This is a genomic window from Variibacter gotjawalensis (genome assembly GCF_002355335.1).
GTDB lineage: Bacteria > Pseudomonadota > Alphaproteobacteria > Rhizobiales > Xanthobacteraceae > Variibacter > Variibacter gotjawalensis.
Genome location: NZ_AP014946.1, coordinates 2,622,189 through 2,642,047, shown reverse-complemented (window position 1 = coordinate 2,642,047; position 19,859 = coordinate 2,622,189). Strand labels below are relative to the sequence as shown.

18 protein-coding genes are annotated in these 19,859 nt (G+C 63.2%); 10 read left to right on the top strand and 8 right to left on the bottom strand.

The features are described 5' to 3' along the window. Window positions 1-57: 57 nt before the first annotated feature. Window positions 58-2,946 carry an EAL domain-containing protein gene (locus GJW30_RS12785; protein WP_165391571.1) on the top strand — a complete coding sequence of 963 codons (2,889 nt, stop codon included), beginning with the start codon at window positions 58-60 and terminating at the stop codon, window positions 2,944-2,946. Between the two features lie 149 nt (window positions 2,947-3,095). Here the strand turns inward: GJW30_RS12785 and GJW30_RS12780 are convergent, their stop codons facing one another. After that, window positions 3,096-3,713, bottom strand: a complete 618-nt coding sequence (locus tag GJW30_RS12780; protein WP_096355900.1) for a YqgE/AlgH family protein — start codon at window positions 3,711-3,713, stop codon at window positions 3,096-3,098. Window positions 3,714-3,830: 117 nt separating this feature from the next. Between GJW30_RS12780 and GJW30_RS12775 the strand changes: the two genes are divergently transcribed. Both GJW30_RS12775 and GJW30_RS12770 read left to right on the top strand, forming a co-directional pair. After that, a complete protein-coding gene (locus GJW30_RS12775; protein WP_096355897.1) occupies window positions 3,831-4,709 on the top strand; it encodes a protein-disulfide reductase DsbD domain-containing protein in 879 nt (292 codons plus the stop codon). 316 nt (window positions 4,710-5,025) lie between these two features. Then, a complete protein-coding gene (locus GJW30_RS12770; RefSeq protein ID WP_096355895.1) occupies window positions 5,026-5,511 on the top strand; it encodes a peroxiredoxin in 486 nt (161 codons plus the stop codon). Here GJW30_RS12770 and rnhA read toward each other — a convergent pair whose 3' ends face one another. Genes rnhA through ispH form a run of 3 tightly spaced genes read right to left on the bottom strand, consistent with a single transcriptional unit; the run spans window position 5,512 to window position 7,958 of the window. After that, window positions 5,512-5,994, bottom strand: a complete 483-nt coding sequence (rnhA, locus tag GJW30_RS12765) for a ribonuclease HI (protein ID WP_096355893.1) — start codon at window positions 5,992-5,994, stop codon at window positions 5,512-5,514. Continuing rightward, complete coding sequence (locus GJW30_RS12760; protein WP_096355891.1) at window positions 5,991-6,959, bottom strand: homoserine kinase; 969 nt, start codon at window positions 6,957-6,959, stop codon at window positions 5,991-5,993. Before GJW30_RS12760 ends, rnhA begins: the two co-directional genes overlap by 4 nt. A 9-nt stretch (window positions 6,960-6,968) precedes the next feature. After that, on the bottom strand, window positions 6,969-7,958 hold the full coding sequence (ispH, locus tag GJW30_RS12755) for a 4-hydroxy-3-methylbut-2-enyl diphosphate reductase (protein ID WP_096355889.1): 990 nt from the start codon (window positions 7,956-7,958) through the stop codon (window positions 6,969-6,971). A 218-nt stretch (window positions 7,959-8,176) separates the two neighbouring features. Here ispH and GJW30_RS12750 point away from each other — a divergent pair, with 218 nt between their 5' ends. The 3 genes from GJW30_RS12750 (at window position 8,177) to GJW30_RS12740 (ending at window position 12,244) form a co-directional block, all read left to right on the top strand. Beyond that, window positions 8,177-8,854 carry a DUF1013 domain-containing protein gene (locus GJW30_RS12750; RefSeq protein WP_096355887.1) on the top strand — a complete coding sequence of 226 codons (678 nt, stop codon included), beginning with the start codon at window positions 8,177-8,179 and terminating at the stop codon, window positions 8,852-8,854. A gap of 69 nt (window positions 8,855-8,923) precedes the next feature. Beyond that, complete coding sequence (locus GJW30_RS12745; RefSeq protein WP_096355885.1) at window positions 8,924-10,936, top strand: methyl-accepting chemotaxis protein; 2,013 nt, start codon at window positions 8,924-8,926, stop codon at window positions 10,934-10,936. 81 nt (window positions 10,937-11,017) lie between these two features. Beyond that, window positions 11,018-12,244 (top strand): flavin monoamine oxidase family protein, encoded by a 1,227-nt coding sequence (locus GJW30_RS12740; RefSeq protein WP_096355883.1) that lies wholly within the window; start codon window positions 11,018-11,020, stop codon window positions 12,242-12,244. Here the strand turns inward: GJW30_RS12740 and GJW30_RS12735 are convergent. Then, the gene (locus tag GJW30_RS12735; protein WP_172887587.1) at window positions 12,241-12,474 is read right to left on the bottom strand and encodes a DUF2798 domain-containing protein; all 234 of its coding nucleotides are present in this window, start codon (window positions 12,472-12,474) and stop codon (window positions 12,241-12,243) included. The genes GJW30_RS12740 and GJW30_RS12735 overlap by 4 nt on opposite strands. 123 nt (window positions 12,475-12,597) lie before the next feature. On the opposite strand from GJW30_RS12735, the gene GJW30_RS12730 reads away from it, so the two are divergent. Further along, entirely contained in the window at window positions 12,598-13,680 is a 1,083-nt protein-coding gene (locus GJW30_RS12730; RefSeq protein ID WP_096355881.1) for a calcium:cation antiporter, read from the top strand. Between the two features lie 346 nt (window positions 13,681-14,026). Here the strand turns inward: GJW30_RS12730 and GJW30_RS12725 are convergent, their stop codons facing one another. From GJW30_RS12725 to GJW30_RS12715, 3 genes are all read right to left on the bottom strand, one after another. Further along, window positions 14,027-14,641, bottom strand: coding sequence for an HAD family hydrolase (locus tag GJW30_RS12725; protein ID WP_096355879.1), 615 nt, complete (start codon window positions 14,639-14,641; stop codon window positions 14,027-14,029). Next, the gene (locus GJW30_RS12720; protein ID WP_130364442.1) at window positions 14,638-15,117 is read right to left on the bottom strand and encodes a hypothetical protein; all 480 of its coding nucleotides are present in this window, start codon (window positions 15,115-15,117) and stop codon (window positions 14,638-14,640) included. The genes GJW30_RS12725 and GJW30_RS12720 overlap by 4 nt, the downstream gene beginning before the upstream one ends. Window positions 15,118-15,260: 143 nt before the next feature. Next, complete coding sequence (locus GJW30_RS12715; RefSeq protein WP_096355875.1) at window positions 15,261-17,168, bottom strand: propionyl-CoA synthetase; 1,908 nt, start codon at window positions 17,166-17,168, stop codon at window positions 15,261-15,263. 176 nt (window positions 17,169-17,344) lie between these two features. Between GJW30_RS12715 and GJW30_RS12710 the strand changes: the two genes are divergently transcribed. The 3 genes from GJW30_RS12710 to GJW30_RS12700 are packed head-to-tail and all read left to right on the top strand — an operon-like array spanning window position 17,345 to window position 19,858. Further along, window positions 17,345-18,130 (top strand): enoyl-CoA hydratase, encoded by a 786-nt coding sequence (locus GJW30_RS12710; protein ID WP_096355873.1) that lies wholly within the window; start codon window positions 17,345-17,347, stop codon window positions 18,128-18,130. A gap of 4 nt (window positions 18,131-18,134) precedes the next feature. Continuing rightward, window positions 18,135-18,893, top strand: a complete 759-nt coding sequence (locus tag GJW30_RS12705) for a sulfite exporter TauE/SafE family protein (protein WP_096355871.1) — start codon at window positions 18,135-18,137, stop codon at window positions 18,891-18,893. Continuing rightward, on the top strand, window positions 18,890-19,858 hold the full coding sequence (locus GJW30_RS12700; RefSeq protein ID WP_096355869.1) for a glycerophosphodiester phosphodiesterase: 969 nt from the start codon (window positions 18,890-18,892) through the stop codon (window positions 19,856-19,858). The genes GJW30_RS12705 and GJW30_RS12700 overlap by 4 nt, the downstream gene beginning before the upstream one ends. Window position 19,859 lies beyond the last annotated feature (1 nt).

Genomic DNA, 19,859 nt, shown 5'->3' with positions numbered 1-19,859 from the left:
TTTTGGCGGCTCGTCCGATTCCCAATTGGTGAGGATCGAAGCCTGGGAGTTTCTTGGTTGCGACTTTGGCGTACGGCTTCGTCTCTGGCGACCGCGGTGTTGTTTGCGGTGATGATCGGTGTTGCGGCCTGCGCTTCCGCGCGCGCTGCCGACGCGATCAATGTCCAGGTCGATGCTGCCGCGATCGATCTCACCGACGCCGTCGAACGCCAGAAAACCGAAACCGACCGCATCCAAGTTTCGACCGCGCCGGGCGCCGACGGCATCGCGCGCCGCATCGAAGTGCGCGCACGTGAAGGCGGCACGAACTGGGTCGTCTTCGCGCTCGCCAATAACGGCGACGAGCAAGTCGATCGCCTGCTGGTCGCGCCTCACTATCGCATGGTCGGCTCCGGCATCATCTGGCCCGACCTCGGACAATCGCGCACCGTGACGGTGACGCCGTCCGCTGGTGATCGTCCCGAGAAACAAGACTCGAACATCGCGGACATCTACCGGCTCACGCTCGATCCCGGCACGGTGATCACGTTCGTCGTCGAGCTGCGCGGCGATCATCTGCCGCAGCTCTATTTGTGGGAGCCGGACGCCTACAAGGACAAGATCAACAGCTTCACGCTCTACTACGGCATCGTCATCGGCATCGCGGGCTTGCTTGCGCTGTTCCTGACGATCCTGTTCGTCGTCAAAGGCAGCGTGATGTTCCCGGCGGCCGCGGCGCTGAGCTGGGCGGTGCTCGCCTATATCGGCATCGACTTCGGCTTCTGGGGCAAGGTCTTCGATCTCTCGACCAACACCGAGCGCATTTGGCGCGCGGGCGGCGAGGCGATCCTTGCGGCGACGCTGCTGGTGTTCCTGTTCGCGTATCTCAATCTCAATCGCTGGCATGTGCGCTACGTGCACATCACGGGCGGCTGGCTGCTCTTCCTCACGGCGCTGGTCGCGCTCGCCGTCTACGATCCGCCGTTCGCGTCCGGCATCGCGCGTATCTCGCTGGCGACCGTCGCGGTGATCGGCTTCGCGCTCATCGTCTATCTCGCGGCGCATCACTTCGATCGCGCCGTGCTGCTGATTCCGACGTGGCTGTTGCTGCTGCTCTGGGTTTTCGCAGCAGGCCTCGCGGTCACCGGCATCGTGACGAACGACATCGTCGGCGCTGCGCTGATGGGCGGCCTCGTTCTCATCATCATGCTGATCGGCTTCACGGTGATGCAGCACGCCTTCGCGGGCGGCGGCGGCAACGCGATCGTGTCGGACGTCGAGCGCCGCGCGCTCGCCCTCGCCGCCTCCGGCGACATGATCTGGGACTGGGACGTGACGGCCGACCAGGTTTTCACTAGCCAAGAGACCGAGCATCTCTTGGGCCTGAAGCGCGGCACGCTTGAAGGCTCGGCCACCAAGTGGCTCGAAGTTCTCCACCCGCAGGACCGCGATCGTTTCCGCTCAGCCCTCGATGGCTTGCTCGAACAGCGGCGCGGCAGGCTGACGCAGGACTTCCGTCTGCGCACCGCGGACGGTCACTATCTCTGGTTCACGCTGAAGGCGCGGCCCGTCGTCGGCTCGGACGGCGAGATCGTCCGCCTTGTCGGCACGCTCACCGACGTCACCGAATTCAAGAACGCGTCGGAGCGCCTGCTGCACGACGCGGTGCACGACAACCTCACGGGCTTGCCGAACCGCGAGCTGTTCCTCGATCGCATGAATGCGGCGCTCTCGTTCGCGCGCGGCGACTCGCAGCTGCGGCCGACCGTGCTGGTCATCAACATCGACCGCTTCAAGCAGGTGAACGACTCAGTCGGCATCGCAGTCGGCGACTCGATCCTGCTGACGCTGGCGCGCCGCATGGGCCGCCTGCTCAAGCCGCAAGACACGCTTGCCCGCATCGGCGGCGATACGTTCAGCGTGTTGCTGTTGTCTGAGCGACAACAAGAAAAGATCACGGGCTTCGCCGAAGCGATCCGCCAGGCGTTGCGCACGCCGATCGTCTTCAACGACCGCGAGATCCTGCTCACCGCATCGATCGGCATTTCGCTGCTCGGCGACGACAGCAACGAACGCGATGAATTCCTGAAGGATGCCGAGCTTGCGATGTTCCATGCAAAACGCATGGGCGGCGACCGCATCGAGGTCTTCAAGGCTGCGATGCGCGCACGCAAGAGCGACCGTCTGACGTTGGAGACAGAACTCCGCCGCGCGCTCTCCCGCGACGAAATCTCGATGGTGTATCAGCCGATCATCCGGCTCGAAGATCGGTCGATTGCCGGTTTCGAGTCATTGATGCGCTGGCATCATCCGAAGATGGGGCGCCTGCCGCCGAACGAATTCATCACCATCGCGGAAGAGACCGGCCTCATCGTGGAACTCGGGCTGTTCGCGCTCGAGCGCACCGCGAAGCAGCTCGCCGATTGGCAGCGCGCGATGCGCTCGCCGGAACCGATCTTCTGCAGCGTCAACGTTTCGTCGCGCCAGCTTCTGCGCACCGATCTCATCCAGGATGTCCGCGCGGTGCTTGCCAAGACGGCGCCGGCACGCGGAACGCTGAAGCTCGAGATCACCGAGTCGCTGATGATGGAAAATCCCGAGCATGCCGCGCAGATGCTGCATCGCTTGAGCGAACTCGGCGCCGGCCTATCGCTCGACGATTTCGGCACCGGCCATTCGTCGCTCGCCTACCTGCAGCGCTTCCCGTTCGACACGATCAAGATCGATCAGTCTTTCGTGCGCGCGTCGAGCAAAGGGAAGCGACCGGTCATTCTGCGGTCGATCATCAACCTCGCGCACGACCTCGGCATGGAAGTCGTTGCGGAAGGTGCGGAGACGGATGCCGACGCGCAGGAGCTGTTCCAGCTCGGCTGCGAATACGCGCAAGGCTATGCGTTTGGTGACCCAATGACGGCGGCGGAAGCGACGTCGTTCCTGACCGCGCACCATTACGAGCCGGCGCGATAAGCGCTGCGAAAAACCGGACGTCTCTCCGCCCTCATCCTGAGGAGGAGAGCGAAGCGATCCGTCTCGAAGGATGGGCGGCCTCGATCCTTCGAGACGCACATGGGTGGCTTCGCCAACCATGTGCTCCTCAGGATGAGGATTGGACGACGTTACGCGTGGCCGGCTTCGCTCGAGAGCATGCCGGGCGGGATGCCAATCTTGCGCATCGCGCGCTCGTATTTGTCGTCCATGTGCGCGCCGAAGATTAGGTCGCGGTCGGCCGCACAGTGGAGCCAGCCGTTGTGCTGGATTTCCTCTTCGAGCTGCCCTGCCCCCCAACCCGCATAACCGAGCGCGAGCACGGCGCTATCCGGACCCTTGCCGTTCGCGATGGCCTTGAGGATGTCGACGGTCGCGGTCAGGCAGATGTCGGTGTCGATCGGGAGTGTCGAGTCGTCGAGGAAGAAATCGCTCGAATGCAGGACGAAGCCGCGCCCGCTTTCGACCGGGCCGCCCTTGAGGACCTTCACGCCCTCGGCGCTGCGCGGAAGCTCGATCTTGTTCTCTTCCGGGATCACGTCCAGCTGCACGAGCAGGTCCGGGAACACAATATTCGGCGCAAGCTGGTTGACGATGATGCCCATGGCGCCCTCGTCCGAGTGCGCACAAATGTAAATAACGGAGCGGGAAAAGCGCTCGTCTTCCATGTTGGGCATGGCAACGAGCATCTGCCCGTCGAGAAATCCGCGGGACTCACCTGACGATCGTCGACGACGGGTCTTTCGCATGTGCACAACGATAAACCGATATTGCCCGATTTGTGAAGAATGCAGGCCGCACGAATTGTTGACAGTGTTGCCTGTATTTTACTTTGTAATCGCCCCCTTACGGGACTAGCTCACCCTATGACTACGAATACCGGCCTTATCCGGTTCCCGACGCGCATCGTTTTGCTGGCGCTCGCCGGCGTTGCGGCGGCGATTTCGCTTAACGATTCCCTGCGCGCGGAGGGTGGCGCTGCCGATGTTTCGGCATGGGATCGCAGCACTCACTCAGCCGTTCGCTTGCTGTCAGGCCGCGACAGCGGATCGTCAGCTACGATCACGGCGGCGATTGAGATCACGCTGGAGCCAGGCTGGAAGACATACTGGCGCTATCCCGGAGATTCCGGCGTTCCGCCTCGCTTCGACTTCTCGGCGTCCGAGAATGTCGCGACCGTTGTTGCTCAGTTTCCCGCGCCGAAGCGTTTCAAGGATGGCAACGGCACATCGATCGGCTATGGCGAGCGCGTCATATTCCCGTTGCGCGTCATCGCCAAGGACCCGAAGAAGCCGGTCACGCTGCGCGGCAAATTCGACTACGCAATCTGCGAAAAGCTATGCGTGCCTGTCGATGCCAAAGCAATGCTGACGCTGCAGCCCGCGACAGCCGCGACGGCTTCGGTCCTCGCCACGGCAGTGAAACGCGTCCCGCAGACGAGCGAGCTCGGAGCCAAGGCCCTGTTCGCCATCATCGCGGCGAAGCGGGAAGACGGCGCCAAGCCGCGCGTCGTCGTCGACGTTGCGGCACCAGCCGGAAAGAAGGTCGATCTCTTCGCCGAAGGTCCGACGCAGGACTGGAGCTTGCCGCTCCCCGAGCCGATCGACGGTGCGCCCGCCGGCGCCCAGCGCTTTGCGTTCGAGATCGACGGCATGCCGCCAGGAGTCTCCGCCTCGGGCGCTACGCTGACGCTCACGGCAACGAGTGACACGGACGCCATCGAGGTCCCATTCAAGCTCGACTAGACGCGCCTGTAGCCTGGATGGAGAGTGCTGAGCGATATCCGGAAGCGCTCGTATTTTTGGTCCCCGGATGTCGTTCGGCTGCGCCTCACTTATCCGAGCTACGGTTTCGACGAGACGCGCCTGTAGCCCGGATGAGCGAAGGCACGGAGTGCCGAGCGATATCCGGGGCGCGCTCGCAACATAGTTCCCGGATGTCGTTCGGCTTCGCCTCACTCATCCGGGCTACGGTGAGCAATGATCGACAGCCGAAATGGCGGTTGCTAAGGTCCGCCCCCAACCTCATATCCAAACTCCACAATCTGCACGAGGACATCCCATGCCCATCAAGGTCGGCGACAGCATTCCGAATTCCCGTTTCCGCGTTTCGACGGCCGAAGGCCCGGCCTGGAAGACGACCGACGAAGTCTTCAAGGGCAAGAAGATCGTTCTGTTCGCGGTGCCGGGCGCCTTCACGGGTACCTGCCACAAGAGCCACCTGCCCGGCTTCATCGCCAACGCTGACGCCATCAAGGCGAAGGGTATCGACTCGATCGCCGTCACCGGCGTCAACGATCACTTCGTGATGGACGCATGGAAGAACGCGAGCGGCGCCGAAGGCAAAGTCGAATTTCTCTCCGACGGCAACGGCGAATTCGCCAAGGCGCTCGACATGGCATTCGACGCATCCGGCAACGGTCTCGGCGTTCGTTCGAAGCGTTACTCGATGGTCGTCGAAGATGGCGTCGTGAAGCAGCTCAATGTCGAAGAAATGCCCGGCAAGGTCGAAGTCTCGGGCGCCGAGACGATCCTGAAATCGCTCTGATTATTTGTCGAGCGGGGCGCCCGTGCGCAGTGTCGTGCGGGCGTCCAATACACCTTGACGGGCGAGCGCGTCGGCGCGCTCGTTCATCACATCGCCGGCGTGCCCTTTGACCCAGTGCCAGCGCACCTGGTGACGCCCGATCGCCGCCTCGAGGCGCTGCCATAGATCGGCGTTCTTCACGGGCTTTTTGTCGGCCGTCTTCCAGCCGTTGCGCTTCCAGCCGTGAATCCACTGCATGATGCCGTTGCGCATGTATTGCGAGTCGGTGTGCAGATCGACCGTGCACGGACGCTTCAACGTCTCCAGCGCCGAGATCGCGCCCATCAACTCCATGCGGTTATTGGTCGTGTGCGCCTCGCCGCCATGAAGATCTTTCTCGTGGCCGTTGTAGATCAGCACGGCGCCCCAACCGCCAGGGCCCGGATTTCCCGAGCATGCGCCGTCGGTGAAGATCGTGACCGCGCCGGTCTTTTCCTCGCTCATGCGCCGAGCCCGTAGTCGCGCGCGGTCGTCGCGCGCTGGTGGTGGCGAAGCTTGCGGAAATATTCGAGCGGATCGTGCGGGCGGACGAGCGCGCCCGGCGGAACGTTCAGCCAATCGACGAGCCGCGTCAGCAGGAAGCGCAACGCGGCGCCGCGCGCGAGGATCGGCAGTGCCTCCTGCTCGGCAGCCGAAAGCGGACGCACGCTCTGATAGCCCTGCAGCAACGCGCGGCCTTTGGTGACGTTGAACGACGCGTCCGTTTCGAAGCACCACGCGTTGAGGCAGATCGCAACGTCGTAGGCCAGCATGTCGTTACAGGCGAAGTAGAAGTCGATCAGTCCCGACAGCTTGTCGCCGAGGAAGAACACGTTGTCCGGAAAGAGATCGGCGTGAATGACGCCGGCCGGAAGATTGCGCGGCCATTCCTTCTCGAGATGATCGAGTTCGAACGCGACGGTGTCGCCGAGACCGGCGCGCAACGTGTTGGCGCGTTCGTGCCCCGCCATGTCGTAAAGCGGACGCCAGCCCGGCATCGACAACGCGTTGACGCGCGTGATCGAAAAACCTTCGCCGGCATTGTGCAGCTGCGCCAGCGCCTCCCCGAGCGCCTCGCAATGCGCTGCGGTGGGGCGGCGCATCGACATGCCTTCGAGGAATGTGACAACAACGGCCGGACGCCCCGCGAGCGTGCCGAGCGCTTCGCCGCTCCGGTTCTTGACCGGTAGCGGGCAGTTGAGCCCGCGCGTCGCGAGATGTTCCATCAGGCCGATGAAAAACGGAAGATCGCTGGCTTTGACGCGCTTCTCGAACAGCGTCAGCAGCACGTAGCCGGAGGTCGTGTGGACCAAATAGTTGGAGTTCTCGACGCCTTCCGCGATGCCCTTGTAGGAGAGCAGTTCGCCGAGCGAATAGCCGGATAGGAACTCGGCGAGTTGCTCCGCCGAAACGTCAGTATAGACCGCCATAGCGGCCCACTATTCTGCGGCTTCGGTCGGACGAACGGCGCGCGGCAGCGGAAAGAACATGCTCTCGGTCACGCCCGAGACATTCTCCACTTCGATGTCGTAACGCTGTGCGAACGCATCGATGATTTCTTCGACGAGCACTTCAGGCGCCGACGCGCCGGCCGTGACGCCAAGCACGCGGATGTCGCCGAGCTGATCCCAATCGATCTCGGCAGCGCGCTGCATCAGGAACGAGCGCTTGCAGCCTTCCCGCTCGGCGACTTCGCGCAGACGCTGCGAGTTCGACGAGTTCGGAGCACCGACAACGATCAGCGCATCGACCGAGGACGCGACTTGCTTCACGGCCTGCTGACGATTGGTCGTCGCGTAGCAGATGTCTTCCTTGTGCGGGCCCGAGATCGCCGGGAAGCGGCGCTTCAGGCACGCGACGATCTCGGCGGTGTCGTCGACCGACAGCGTCGTCTGCGTGATGTAAGCGAGGTTCTTCTCGTCGGCCGGCTGCACGTTCTCGGCGTCCGCCAGCGTCTCGATCAGCTTCACGCTGCCGGGCGGCAGTTGGCCGATGGTGCCGTCCACTTCCGGATGGCCGGCATGACCGATCAGCAAAATCTCGCGCTTGCGGCGATGATGGATCTCGGCCTCGCGGTGAACCTTCGTCACCAGTGGGCATGTTGCGTCGATCGAAACGAAGTTACGGCGCTCGGCTTCCTCGCGCACTTCGATCGCGACGCCATGCGCCGAGAAGACGACCGGTGCGGTGGTGTCCGGAATCTCTTCGAGCTCTTCGACGAAGATCGCGCCCTTGCGCTTCAGGCCTTCGACGACGTAGCGGTTATGGACGATCTCGTGCCGGACATAGACGGGCGCGCCATGCGTCGCCAGCAGGCGCTCGACCGTATCGATCGCGCGCACGACGCCGGCGCAGAAACCACGCGGTGAGCACAATAGAACCTTGAGCGGCGGTTTGCCGGACGGGGACGAAATGCGTGCTGCGGTCATCAAATACTCGCGCCCTCTAAGGGGCCAGCCAGGGAGTCGGCCAACCGGGGCCGTTCGATACTCGAAATGGCGTTAGGCCGCCGCCCTGTCAAGCAAATTGGCCGCCGCTCCGCATGGACATCACAATCCCAAACGCCTATATTTCGCGTTAATCCCGTCATCCCTGATGACTACCTGCTTCGCCTGCCCGGCGGGCGAAGCCTAAGAGGACTTTTGCCATGTCGAATCAACCGCTTATGCCGAAGGCAACGGCCGTATGGCTGGTCGAGAATACGGCGCTCTCGTTCGACCAGATCGCCGAGTTCTGCAAGCTACACCCGCTCGAGGTGAAAGCCATCGCAGACGGCGATTCGGCGCAAGGGATCAAGGGCTTAGACCCGATTCAAACCAGCCAGCTGTCGCGTGCCGACATCGAAGCCGCCGAAGCCGATACCAACAAGCGCCTCAAGCTCGCGGACGCCAAGGTGCGCCTGCCGGCTCCGAAGACGAAGCGCGGCCCGCGCTATACCCCGGTATCGCGCCGCCAGGATCGCCCGAACGCGATCCTCTGGCTCGTGCGCAGCCATCCGGAGCTGAAAGATGCGCAGATCATGCGCCTCGTCGGCACCACCAAGTCGACGATCCAGGCCGTCAAAGACCGCAATCACTGGAATTCGACCAACCTGCAGCCGATGGACCCAGTGACGCTCGGCCTCTGCACGCAGCTCGACCTCGATCTCGAAGTCGGCAAGGCCGCGAAAGAAAAGCCCGTCCAGGCTGATACCGGTGCCACCCTACTCCCGGCTTCGGAAACGACGGCTGCCCGCGAGAGCGATGCGCCGAAGAAGCCGCTCGAAGAGCTCAACGTCGACGCGGTCTTCGCCAAGCTCAAGCAGCTCGGCGGCAAGAGCGAATAACGGCCGGATTACACGTAAGTTAACCTAACGGAGCGCATTCTCCGCCAAATCCTGGCGGAAGCGCTTCGAATGGTCACGCGGCTCTACATCGGCACCAAACTGGGGCTCTCGGCCCTGCTCGGCATAGCGCTCGTCGGCGGCATGATCGTCAGCGATCGCTGGGGAAATGCGGAGATTTCCGCCGTAGGCTCCAGCTCGGACCGCGAAGGCCAATCGATCTTCGAGAGCATGGCGGCGCTCACCGCCGTTCAATCCGCACAGCAACAACTCGACCGCATCCGCCTCGCGTCATCGCAAACCGCGATCGACACCGCATTGGTCGAACTCAAGCGAGCCGGTACGGCGGGCCGCGACTACATCGACAACGCCGAGCGCTTGAGCCGCGATGACGGCCACCTCGTTCGCCTCGCGACGATCCGCAATAAGCTCGCCGAGACCGTGGTCACGGCCGAAGAGATCGCCAAGTCGCAGGTGAAGATCATTCGCCTCGACGGCGAGCGCGAGCGCATCTGGAAATCATGGACGGCGGAGATCCGCCGCGTGGAAGCGCGCGGCGGCACCTCAGCGCCGCTGATGCCGGAACTCTACGCGGCCGATGCGGCGTACCAGACGGCGAATAATGCGGTACTGCGTCTTCGCGTTCTCCAGCAGGAAAACGCGATGATGGATGCGACGATCGGAATTGATCGTATCACGAAAGCGCTGCAACGCGCCGCAGCCGCGACGAACGACGCCGACATTCGCAAGACCATCGATACGCTCGGAACGCTGCACCAATCCTTCCGCAAAATGCTGAGCGAAATCGCGGTTGCGATCGATCAACAGACGGCGCTGATCGAAAGTCGCGCGACGGTGCTCGTCGACGAAGTGACGAAGCTCGTGGAACTCGCGACTGTCCAGAACGCCATCCTGCGCAATCAAGCCGACAATCATGTGCGCGACACGCTGGTGTGGGCCGAAAACCTCACTGCGATCATTGGCCTTGCGGTGATCGCAGTGCTGCTCGCGCTCGCAATGCTGTCGCAAATGCATATCGTGCGGCCGATCCGAAAGATCGGTAACGTTCTGCTCGACCTTGCGCGCAGCAATCTTTCGGTCGCGATCCCGTATGCCAATCGAACCGACGAAGTCGGCGATGCGGCGCGCGCCGCGACAACCTTCCGCGATCAGCTGGCGCACCTCGCGCGGCTTGAGGCGCGGCAGAAGGCGGACACCGAACAGTCGCAACGCAACCGTAAGCAAGAGCTCAACGGCTGGGCCGACCGCTTCGACGATGCCGTCGGTCAGATCATCGGAACGGTTACGCGCGCAACACGCGATCTCGAAGAGACCGCCAGCACACTGACGAACAGCGCCGAAGGCACACGCGCGCTTTCGGGCTCCGCGGCGCGGTTCTCCACCGCCGCGTCGTCGAGCGTTCAGTCGGTCGCAGCGGCGTCCGATGAGCTGGCGACCTCCGTCAACGAGATCGCGCGGCAAGTTCAAGAATCGAGCCGCATCGCGATTGCGGCCGTCGAACAGGCGCAACAAACAGACGCTCGCATCAGCGCGCTCTCGCAGGCCGCGCAGCGCATCGGCGACGTCATCGAGATCATCTCGGATATCGCCGAACAGACGAACCTGCTCGCGCTCAATGCCACCATCGAAGCTGCACGCGCGGGCGAAGCCGGCCGCGGCTTCGCGGTGGTCGCCTCCGAGGTGAAGAGCCTTGCGGCACAGACCGCGCAGGCGACGCAGGAAATCGGCGCGCAGATCGGCGCCATCCAATCGGCGACGATCGACTCGGTGCACACGATCAAGGACATCAGCAGCACGATCCACCGCATCGCCGAAATCGCGACCGCGGTCGCCTCTTCGGTCGAGAAGCAATATGCGGCGACGCAGGAAATCTCGCATAACGCGCAGATCGCCGCGAACGGCACGGCGGAAGTTGCCGGCAATATCGCGGACGTGAATGGCCGCGCCATCGAGACCGGCGTTGCGTCGAGCCAAGTGTTCAAGGCGGTTCAGGCGCTCGCGGCGCAAAGCCACCAGCTGCGCGCAGAGGTCGATCGCTTCCTTGGCACTGTCCGCGCCGCGTAGTATTGCGCGGTCTTGTGGCCAGTCTTGTAGCCATTCTTGGAGCTTTCACGAAAGCGCCCTACCTTAACGCCGTGAAAGCTCATGCACGAAATTGAAGTCATCGTTATCGGCGCGGGCGCCGCAGGCGTTGCGGCGGGCCGCCGACTGAAGGACCACGGCGTCAACGCTGTAGTGCTCGAAGCGCGCGATCGCGTCGGCGGTCGCGCCGCGACTGTCGCCGGAGAACTGCCGCTCGATCTCGGCTGCGGTTGGCTGCATTCGGCCGAAGAGAACGAATGGACCGGCATCGCGCGCGAGCTCGGCTTAACGATCGACACGACCTTCCCGCCGTGGAACCGCATCCGCAACGAACTCTCGATGAGCGCGGAAGAGCAAACCGACTTCCGCGCCACGATCGATCAATACGAGACGCGCGTCGAGAAAGCCGCGCGCGAGAAAGATCGCGCAGCATCGACGTTGCTTGAGCCCGGCAATCCCTGGAACGCGCTGATCTCGGCGATCTCGACTTACGCCAACGGCGTCGAAGCCGACAAACTTTCGGTGGTCGACTACGACCGGTACTACGACAGCGGAACTAACTGGCGCGTCACACAAGGCTACGGCACGACGGTCGCAGGCTATGCGAAAGGGCTCGACATCCGGCTCGGCGAGGCCGTCAGCCGCATCGATCATTCCGGCAAAGACATTCGCGTCACGACAACACGCGGCGAACTTTCGTGCCGTGCGATCATCGTCACGATCTCGACCAATCTGCTCGCGCGCGAGACGCTGCGCTTCGACCCTCCGCTGCCGGAGAAGATCGCGGCCGCCGGTGGGCTGCCGCTCGGGCTTGCCGATAAGCTCTTCTTCCGCATCGAAAGGCCCGACGACTTTCCGAAGGAAGGCCGCGTGTTCGGCACGAAGGATCGCATCGGCACCGGCAGCTATCACTTCCGGCCGTTCGGGCGGCCCGTGATCGAGTGCTATTTCGGCGGCGAGAATGCGCGCGCGATGGAAAAAGGCGGCATCGATGCTCAGGTCACCTTCGCGCGCGAAGAGCTCGCGAACCATTTCGGCCACGACGTCCTCAAGAGGCTGAAGCCCATCATCTCAACGCAATGGGCGCAGGATCCGTTCGCGCTCGGCTCCTACTCGGCGGCTCTGATCGGCCATGCGGATGCGCGTGCCGCGCTCGCAGCGCCGGTCGACGATCGCATCTTTTTCGCAGGCGAAGCCGTCTCGGCGCGCGATTTCACGACGGCGCATGGCGCGCTGCGCACCGGCCGCGACGCGGCGGACGCGGCCCACGCGGCGCTCCGCAAGGCTTAGCGCTCCTCGCGCGTCATCGCGGTGGCGAGCGCGCGGATCGCGGGCGCTGCCAGCAGAACGATGGGCAGCATCGTCACCCAGGCGATCAGCCAAGACAGTGCCCAGTGCCGCAGATAGTCGCCGGCGGTAACGACCGGCAGGCTCGCGATGCCGGCTGCGATGAGGCTGGTCAGCCCCGACTGAATGACACCGAAAACGAAGTGGCTGTAACGACGCGGAATGGGCAGCACGGCGATCTCCTCAGCCGCGATTCATGCAACGCATATGCCGAGTGGCGGCGCGTTTCGATCACTTGCCCGCCAGGTCGGCCGATTCCGGTGGCGCGGGGCCGATTCGCCGCTTACCAATGAGGCATGTTTTCGAAGCACATTCCGGTTTGGACCTGGGCCTCGGCCATCGTTGGATGGCTGCTGTTCCTGATCGCGCTCAAATTCTCGCACCCGATGCTCTCGGTGGCACTGGGCCTCGCGCTCGGCGCGACCGTGGTCTCGGCCGTTCACCACGCGGAGGTGGTGGCGCACCGTGTCGGTGAGCCGTTCGGGACGCTGGTCCTGGCGCTCGCGGTGACGATCATCGAGGTCGCGCTGATCGTCTCGCTGATGATCTCGAGCGGAGAAACCGAGTCGACGCTCGCGCGCGATACGATCTTCGCCGCCATCATGATCATCCTCAACGGCATGATCGGCATCTGCCTGCTGTTCGGCAGCTCGCGGCATGGCGAGCAGACCTTCAGCCTCTACGGCGTCAACGCCGCGCTGGCGACGCTCGCCGTCATGGCCGTCATCACGCTGATCCTGCCGAACACCACGACGACCACGGTCGGGCCGATGTATTCGTCGAGCCAGCTGATGCTCGCGGCTGTTATCTCGCTAGTGCTCTACGGCGCCTTCGTTTTCGTTCAGACGCTGGGTCACCGCGACTACTTTCTGCCCGACGGCCCGGCGCATAATGACGAAGAGGCGCATGCCGAACCGCCGCCGAATGCAATCGCGCTGACCAGCCTCGGGCTGCTCGTCGCCTGCCTCGGCGCCGTGGTGCTGATCGCCAAGCAGCTGTCGCCGACGATCGAATGGGGGATCGCGGCCGCCGGCATGCCGAAGACGGTCGTCGGTATCGTGATTGCGGCGATCGTGCTGCTGCCGGAGAGCCTCGCGGCGCTCAATGCGGCGCGGTCAAATCGCCTGCAGACGAGCATCAACCTCTCGCTCGGTTCCGCCCTCGCCTCGATCGGCCTGACGATCCCGGCGGTCGCGCTGGTTTCGCTGGCGACCGGCTGGACGCTGCTGCTCGGCCTCGACTTCAAGGGCATGGTGCTGCTCGGCCTGACCTTCGTCGTCGCGACACTCTCGCTCGGCACCGGCCGCACGACTGTGCTGCAGGGCGCCGTGCACTTGGCGATCTTTGCGGTTTATCTGTTCACGACGATTGTGCCGTAAGGCGTTTGGTTAGTTCTCCGTCATGGCCCGCTTCATGCGGGCCATCCACGCCTTGCTTCTCTGAAGACTCAGTCAAGACGTGGATGGCCCGGACAAGCTGGGCCATGCCGCCTGAGGTTGTTGTTGGCGCAACCCTAAAAATACGCGCAGAGGCACATCGCGTTGACGAAGCACGCGACCATCAGCGCGAAGGCAATGGCTGTTTCGTACACGACTAAGAACTCCGGCTTCGTTCGACTGAAAAGACGATGCTCTGAGTCGGCCTTGCGAGTCCCAAAGTATATTTTCGGAGGGATTCAGAACTCGTTTACCCGCGCGAGTTCGCGTGGGCGATTCTGCGAAGCGCCTAAACCGACACACCAAGTTCACGCAGATCGGCCTCGCAGCGATTCGCCGTGGTGAAGACCTTTGCGTGCATGCCGGCCGCAATAGCGCCGTCGACGTTGGCCTGGATGTCGTCGAAGAACACCGTCTCGTCGCCGACAAGGCCATGCGTGTCGAGCGCATGGCGATAGATCGCCGCCTCGGGCTTGAGCAGGCCGAGTTCGGCCGAGATGGTCGCGGCTTCGAACAGCGGCCAGAAGGTGTGGCGGTTCTTTAAGTAAGCGACGATCTCGTGCACGTTGTCGGTGAGCGCGAAGATGCGATAGCCCGCAGCCTTCAGGCGCTGCGCCAGCGCCTCGGTGCCTTCGATGACGTCGAGCGAATCCAGAATGTGAAAGAACAGCCGCTCTGCCTCTTCTTCGGACAGCGCGAACTGATCGCGATACGCGCGCTGCGCCTCCGCCATCGTCATCTCGCCGCGGTTGAGGCCTTTCCACAACGCGTTGCGAAACAGCGTGTCGGCTTTACTCAGGTTCTCGTCGGAGCCCTGCGCGAGCTGATAGCTGCGCTCGACTATCTCGTGCGGCGACCACTGCACGAAAACATTGCCGACGTCGAAGATGATGTTTTTGATCATCCTTCCTTCTTCGCGTTTTCGCGCCAAGTTCGCAACTCTCCGAGCCGCGGGTCATTGATCCAGATCGTATCGAACAAGTCGCATGCGCGATCGACGAATGGTGGCATTAGCGCCTCATCCCGTGTCAGTGCGCGGTCGCAAACAGTTGTGTCTTTCGCGAGAGGACTCCTATCGGCATCGCCAAATGCAACTCCGCCATCCTGCTCGAAGAACTGGCCCATCTCGACGAGCACTCGCTCATGTGTATACGGCTCGACCGAGGGTGGGACCATCGCGATGTCGTAGACTGCCGGCAGACTAGGTTTGCCGATTGTCCAACGCACCCAATACCACGCGATCTTTGCGCAATAGCGAGTAGTGATGAGGCCGCACGCAACTTGCGTCCGGTCCTCGCAGCATTCGCAGACCGTGACGTGTTCTCCGGCAAGCTGAACCAGGAACGGCGATGCTACAAGCGGGTTTGGGGTGTCTGACATCGGCGTCACCACGCATTCGCGTAACGACACCATGCTGCAATCGCAGCGTGCGTGCACGAAAATCGCATTGAGAAAATCCGTCGTTCGAAACGCTAAGATCGTCTCATCACTTCGGAATTTCCGCAACGCGAATCAAGTGAGCACTAGCCCCTCCCCTTCAATACCTCGCCGATCTCCTCGAGCACTTTCGGCTCTTCGATGGTCGCGGGCATCGTCCAACTCTCGCCGTCGGCGATCTTCTTCATCGTGCCGCGCAGGATTTTGCCGGAGCGCGTTTTCGGCAGACGGGGCACCGTCAGCGCGAGCTTGAACGCGGCGATCGGGCCGATCTTTTCGCGCACCAGCGCGACGACTTCCTTCTCGATTTCTTTGGTGTCGCGATCGACGCCGGCTTTGAGCACAATGAAGCCGCACGGCACTTCGCCTTTCATTGCATCCGCAATGCCGATGACGGCGCATTCGGCGACGTCCGGATGGCCGGCGAGCACTTCCTCCATGCCACCAGTCGAGAGGCGATGACCCGCGACGTTGATGATGTCGTCGGTGCGGCCCATGATGTAGACGTAACCGTCCTCATCGATGAAACCCGCGTCGGCGGTTTTGTAATAGCCCGGAAACTCAGTGAAGTAGGCTTCCCGGCAGCGCGCGTCCTGGTTCCACAGTGTCGGCAGCGATGCGGGCGGCAGCGGCAGCTTGATCACGATCGCACCCATGGTGCCGCGCGCGACCTCACGCGAAGCTTCGTCGACGACGCGCACGTCGTAGCCTGGCATCGGCACGGTCGGCGAGCCGTGCTTCACCGGCAACGTGCCGAGGCCGACCGGATTGCCTGCGATGCACCAGCCGGTTTCGGTCTGCCACCAGTGATCGATCACGGGCTTCTGCAATTGCTGCTCGGCCCACTCGACGGTCGGCGGGTCGGCGCGTTCGCCGGCGAGGAACAGCGTGCGGAATTTCGAGAGGTCGTATTTGCGAATGAAGGTGCCGTTCGGGTCTTCCTTCTTGATCGCGCGGAACGCGGTCGGCGCCGTGAACAGCGCGACGACGCCGTGTTCCGAGATGACGCGCCAGAACGCACCAGCATCCGGCGTGCCGACCGGCTTGCCTTCGTAGAACACGCTGGTCGCGCCGTGCAGCAGCGGGCCGTAGACGATGTAGGAATGGCCGACGACCCAGCCGATGTCGGACGAGCACCACCAGGTTTCGCCCGGCTTCACGCCGTAGAGACCGTGCATCGACCATTTGAGCGCGACCATGTGGCCGCCGTTGTCGCGCACGACGCCTTTCGGGATGCCGGTCGTGCCGGACGTGTAGAGGATGTAGAGCGGATCGGTCGCCTTCACGGTCACGCAGTCGGCCGTCTTGCCGGCCTTGATCGCGGCGTCGCGCAGCGTTGCCCAATCGTGATCGCGGCCTTCGGTCATCGCGGCCTTCGCCTGCGGCCGCTGCAGCAGGATGACGTCCTTCACCTTGTGCTTGGCGAGATCGATCGCGGCATCGAGCAGCGGTTTGTACTCGACGATGCGCTGCACCTCGATGCCGCAGGACGCCGTGAGGATGAGGTCCGGCTGCGAGTCGTCGATACGGGTCGCGAGCTCCTTCGGCGCGAAGCCGCCGAACACGACCGAGTGCACCGCACCGATACGCGCGCAGGCGAGCATCGCGACGATCGCTTCCGGCACCATCGGCATATAGAGGATGACGCGGTCACCCTTCTTGACGTTGTGGTCCTGCAGGATCGCCGCGAAGGCCTTCACTTCCGCAAGCATCTCCGCATATGAGATGTTGCGCTTCGTATTGGTGACGGGTGAATCGTAGATGATCGCGGTCTGCTCGCCGCGGCCACGCTCGACGTGGCGATCGAGCGCGTTGTAGCAAGTGTTGCATTCGGCGCCGACGAACCAGCGGCCATAAAGGCCCATGTCCGGATCGAAGATTTTGTCGGCGGGTTTGACCCAGTCGATCTCCTCGGCCACCTCGCGCCAGAACCCCTCGGGGTCCTTCATGCTGCGCGCGTGAACCTCGTGATACCGGCTTGCCTTGGCGTTCATTCCGCAAAACTCCTTTTGCCGGAATTTCGCGGGACGGGCCCGGAATAGCAAGTGCCCGCCGAGCCTTATGATGCGGTTCGTGCTGCCAAACGCGTGATTGCGATGCGTCCGGCGCGCTTGTGGGAGGGGCCGCGTTGCGTATGATCCCGGCAACTTTTCCCACAAGGTCTCCCCTTATGAGCGATCTCGTCCTCCAGCATCTCGACCGCGGCCTTTTGACCGTCACGATGAACCGGCCGGAACGGCGCAATGCGCTCAGCGCCGAGATGCAGTTCGCCATGCTGGATGCGCTGCATGCCGCGACCAAGAATGCCGAGGTCCGCGCGATCCTGCTGAAAGGCGCAGGGGGCACTTTCTGCGTCGGCGGCGACATTCAGGCGATGACGACGAAGGCGCCCGCGACACTAGAAGAAAACGTCACCGATCTGCGCAGCCGGATGGAAATCTCTCGCCTCGTGCATCAGATGCAGAAGCCGGTCGTCGCGCAGGTCGACGGTGCGGCGGCCGGAGCCGGGTTTTCGCTCGCGCTTGCCTGCGACCTGCGTATCGCGAGCGAGAGTGCGAAGATCACGACGGCCTTCGCCAAGATCGGCTTTCCGGGCGACTACGGCGGCACGTTCTTTCTGACGAAAATGATCGGCAGCGCGAAAGCGCGCGAGCTTTACCTGATGTCGCCGGTGCTTTCCGCGCAGGAAGCGCTCGGCCTCGGGATCGTGACGAAGGTCGTGCCCGACGCCGAGACCGAGAAGGTCGCGCACGACGTCGCGATGTCGCTCGCCCAGGGCCCAACCATTGCGCTCGGCTACATCAAGAAGAACATCAACAACGCCGAGACGATGTCGCTCGAAGACTGCTTCGACGGCGAGGCGCTGCACCTCTCGCGCTGCCGCGACTCGACCGATCACAAGGAAGCCGCGAAGGCGTTCGTCGAGAAGCGCAAGCCGACATTCGCGGGCCGCTGAGACGTTGCCGACAGACACGACATTCTGGATCGCCGTCATCTTCGCGGTGAGCGTCCTTGGGCTTTCCAAGGGCGGCTTTGCGGGTGTAGGCGGCATCGCGACGCCGCTGATGGCGCTGTTTCTGCCGCCGCTCGAAGCTGCCGCGCTGCTGCTGCCGATCATGATCCTGCAAGACGCGATTTCGGTGTGGTTCTATCGGCGCGATTTCGACAAGCGCAATCTGATGATCATGCTGCCGGGCGCGGTGATCGGGATCGCGGTCGCGTGGGGCCTTGCGGCTTACATCTCGGACAGCGCCGTGAAGTTCGGCATCGGCTTCATTTCGCTACTCTTCATTCTGCAGTCGTGGTTCGCCAAAGCGCCGGAGGCGGATGCCGGGCTGCCGTCCGTCCCCTCCGGTGTATTTTGGGGTGCGCTCTCCGGCTTCACGTCAACGCTGGCGCAGCAAGGCTCGCCGCCGTTTCAGGTTTATGTTCTGCCGCAGCGCCTGCCGAAGCTGACGTTCGTCGGTACGGTGGCGATATTTTTTGCGACCGTAAATGCCGTGAAGGTCATCCCCTATTTCGCGCTCGGTAACTTCTCGACACGGCTGTTCACAGTGTCGCTGATGTTGATGCCGCTCGCGGTCCTCACCAACATGTTCGGGTTTTGGGTCGTCCGCGTCATGCCGACGATCCTGTTTTACCGTGTCGCGCATGTTTTGGTGTTTGTGATATCGTTGGAGTTGATCCGCGAAGGTCTCGTTGGCATGTTCTGGCGATGAAGCGACTTCTGCCGCTGTTGTTGATTTTAGCGTCTCCCGCGCACGCGTTCGATCTACAGGGTCATCGCGGCGCGCGCGGGCTTGCGCCTGAGAATACGCTGCCGGCTTTTGCGACGGCGCTGCGGCTCGGCGTCACGACCCTCGAATTCGATCTCGCGATGACGAAGGACGGCGTCCTCGTCGTGCATCATGATCCGACGCTCAATCCCAACATCGCGCGCGGGCCGGATGGCCAATACATCACGACGCGCACACCGCTGCGGGACCTCACGCTCGACGAGGTGAAGCGCTACGACGTCGGCCGGCTCAAAGCCGACAGCGGATACGGCAAAACGCATCCGGAGCAGAAACCGGTCGACGGCACGCGCATCCCGACGCTCAGCGAAGTCGTTGCTTTCGTCGAACGCGCCGGCGCGAAGGATGTTCGCTTCAACATCGAGACGAAGCTATCTCCGACGACGGATGCCGAGACCGCCGATCCGGCGACATTCGCGCGCGCGATTGCGGACGCGATCCGCAACGCGGGGCTCACCGAGCGTGCGACCGTTCAATCGTTCGATTGGCGGACGCTGAAGATTCTGCGCGAGCTCGCGCCGGAAATCCGCCGCGTCTGCCTCACGGTCGAAGCGCCGACTTTCGACACCGTGCAACGCGGCAAGCCCGGCGCGTCGCCGTGGCTCGCCGGTCTCGACATCGACGACTTCGATCACTCGGTGCCGAAGCTCGCGCATGCGGCGGGATGTGCGGTGTGGTCGCCGAACTACCGTGAGGTTACCGGTGACAGCATTGCGGCCGCGAAAGTACTCGGCATCCAGGTGATCCCGTGGACCGTGAACGATCGCAGCGAGATGGCACGGCTGATCGATCTCGGCGTCGACGGCATCATCTCGGACTATCCGGACCGACTACGCGGCGTGATGGCGGAGAAGAGTTTGCCGCTGCCGCCGCCCTTCGCGGTGGACTAAC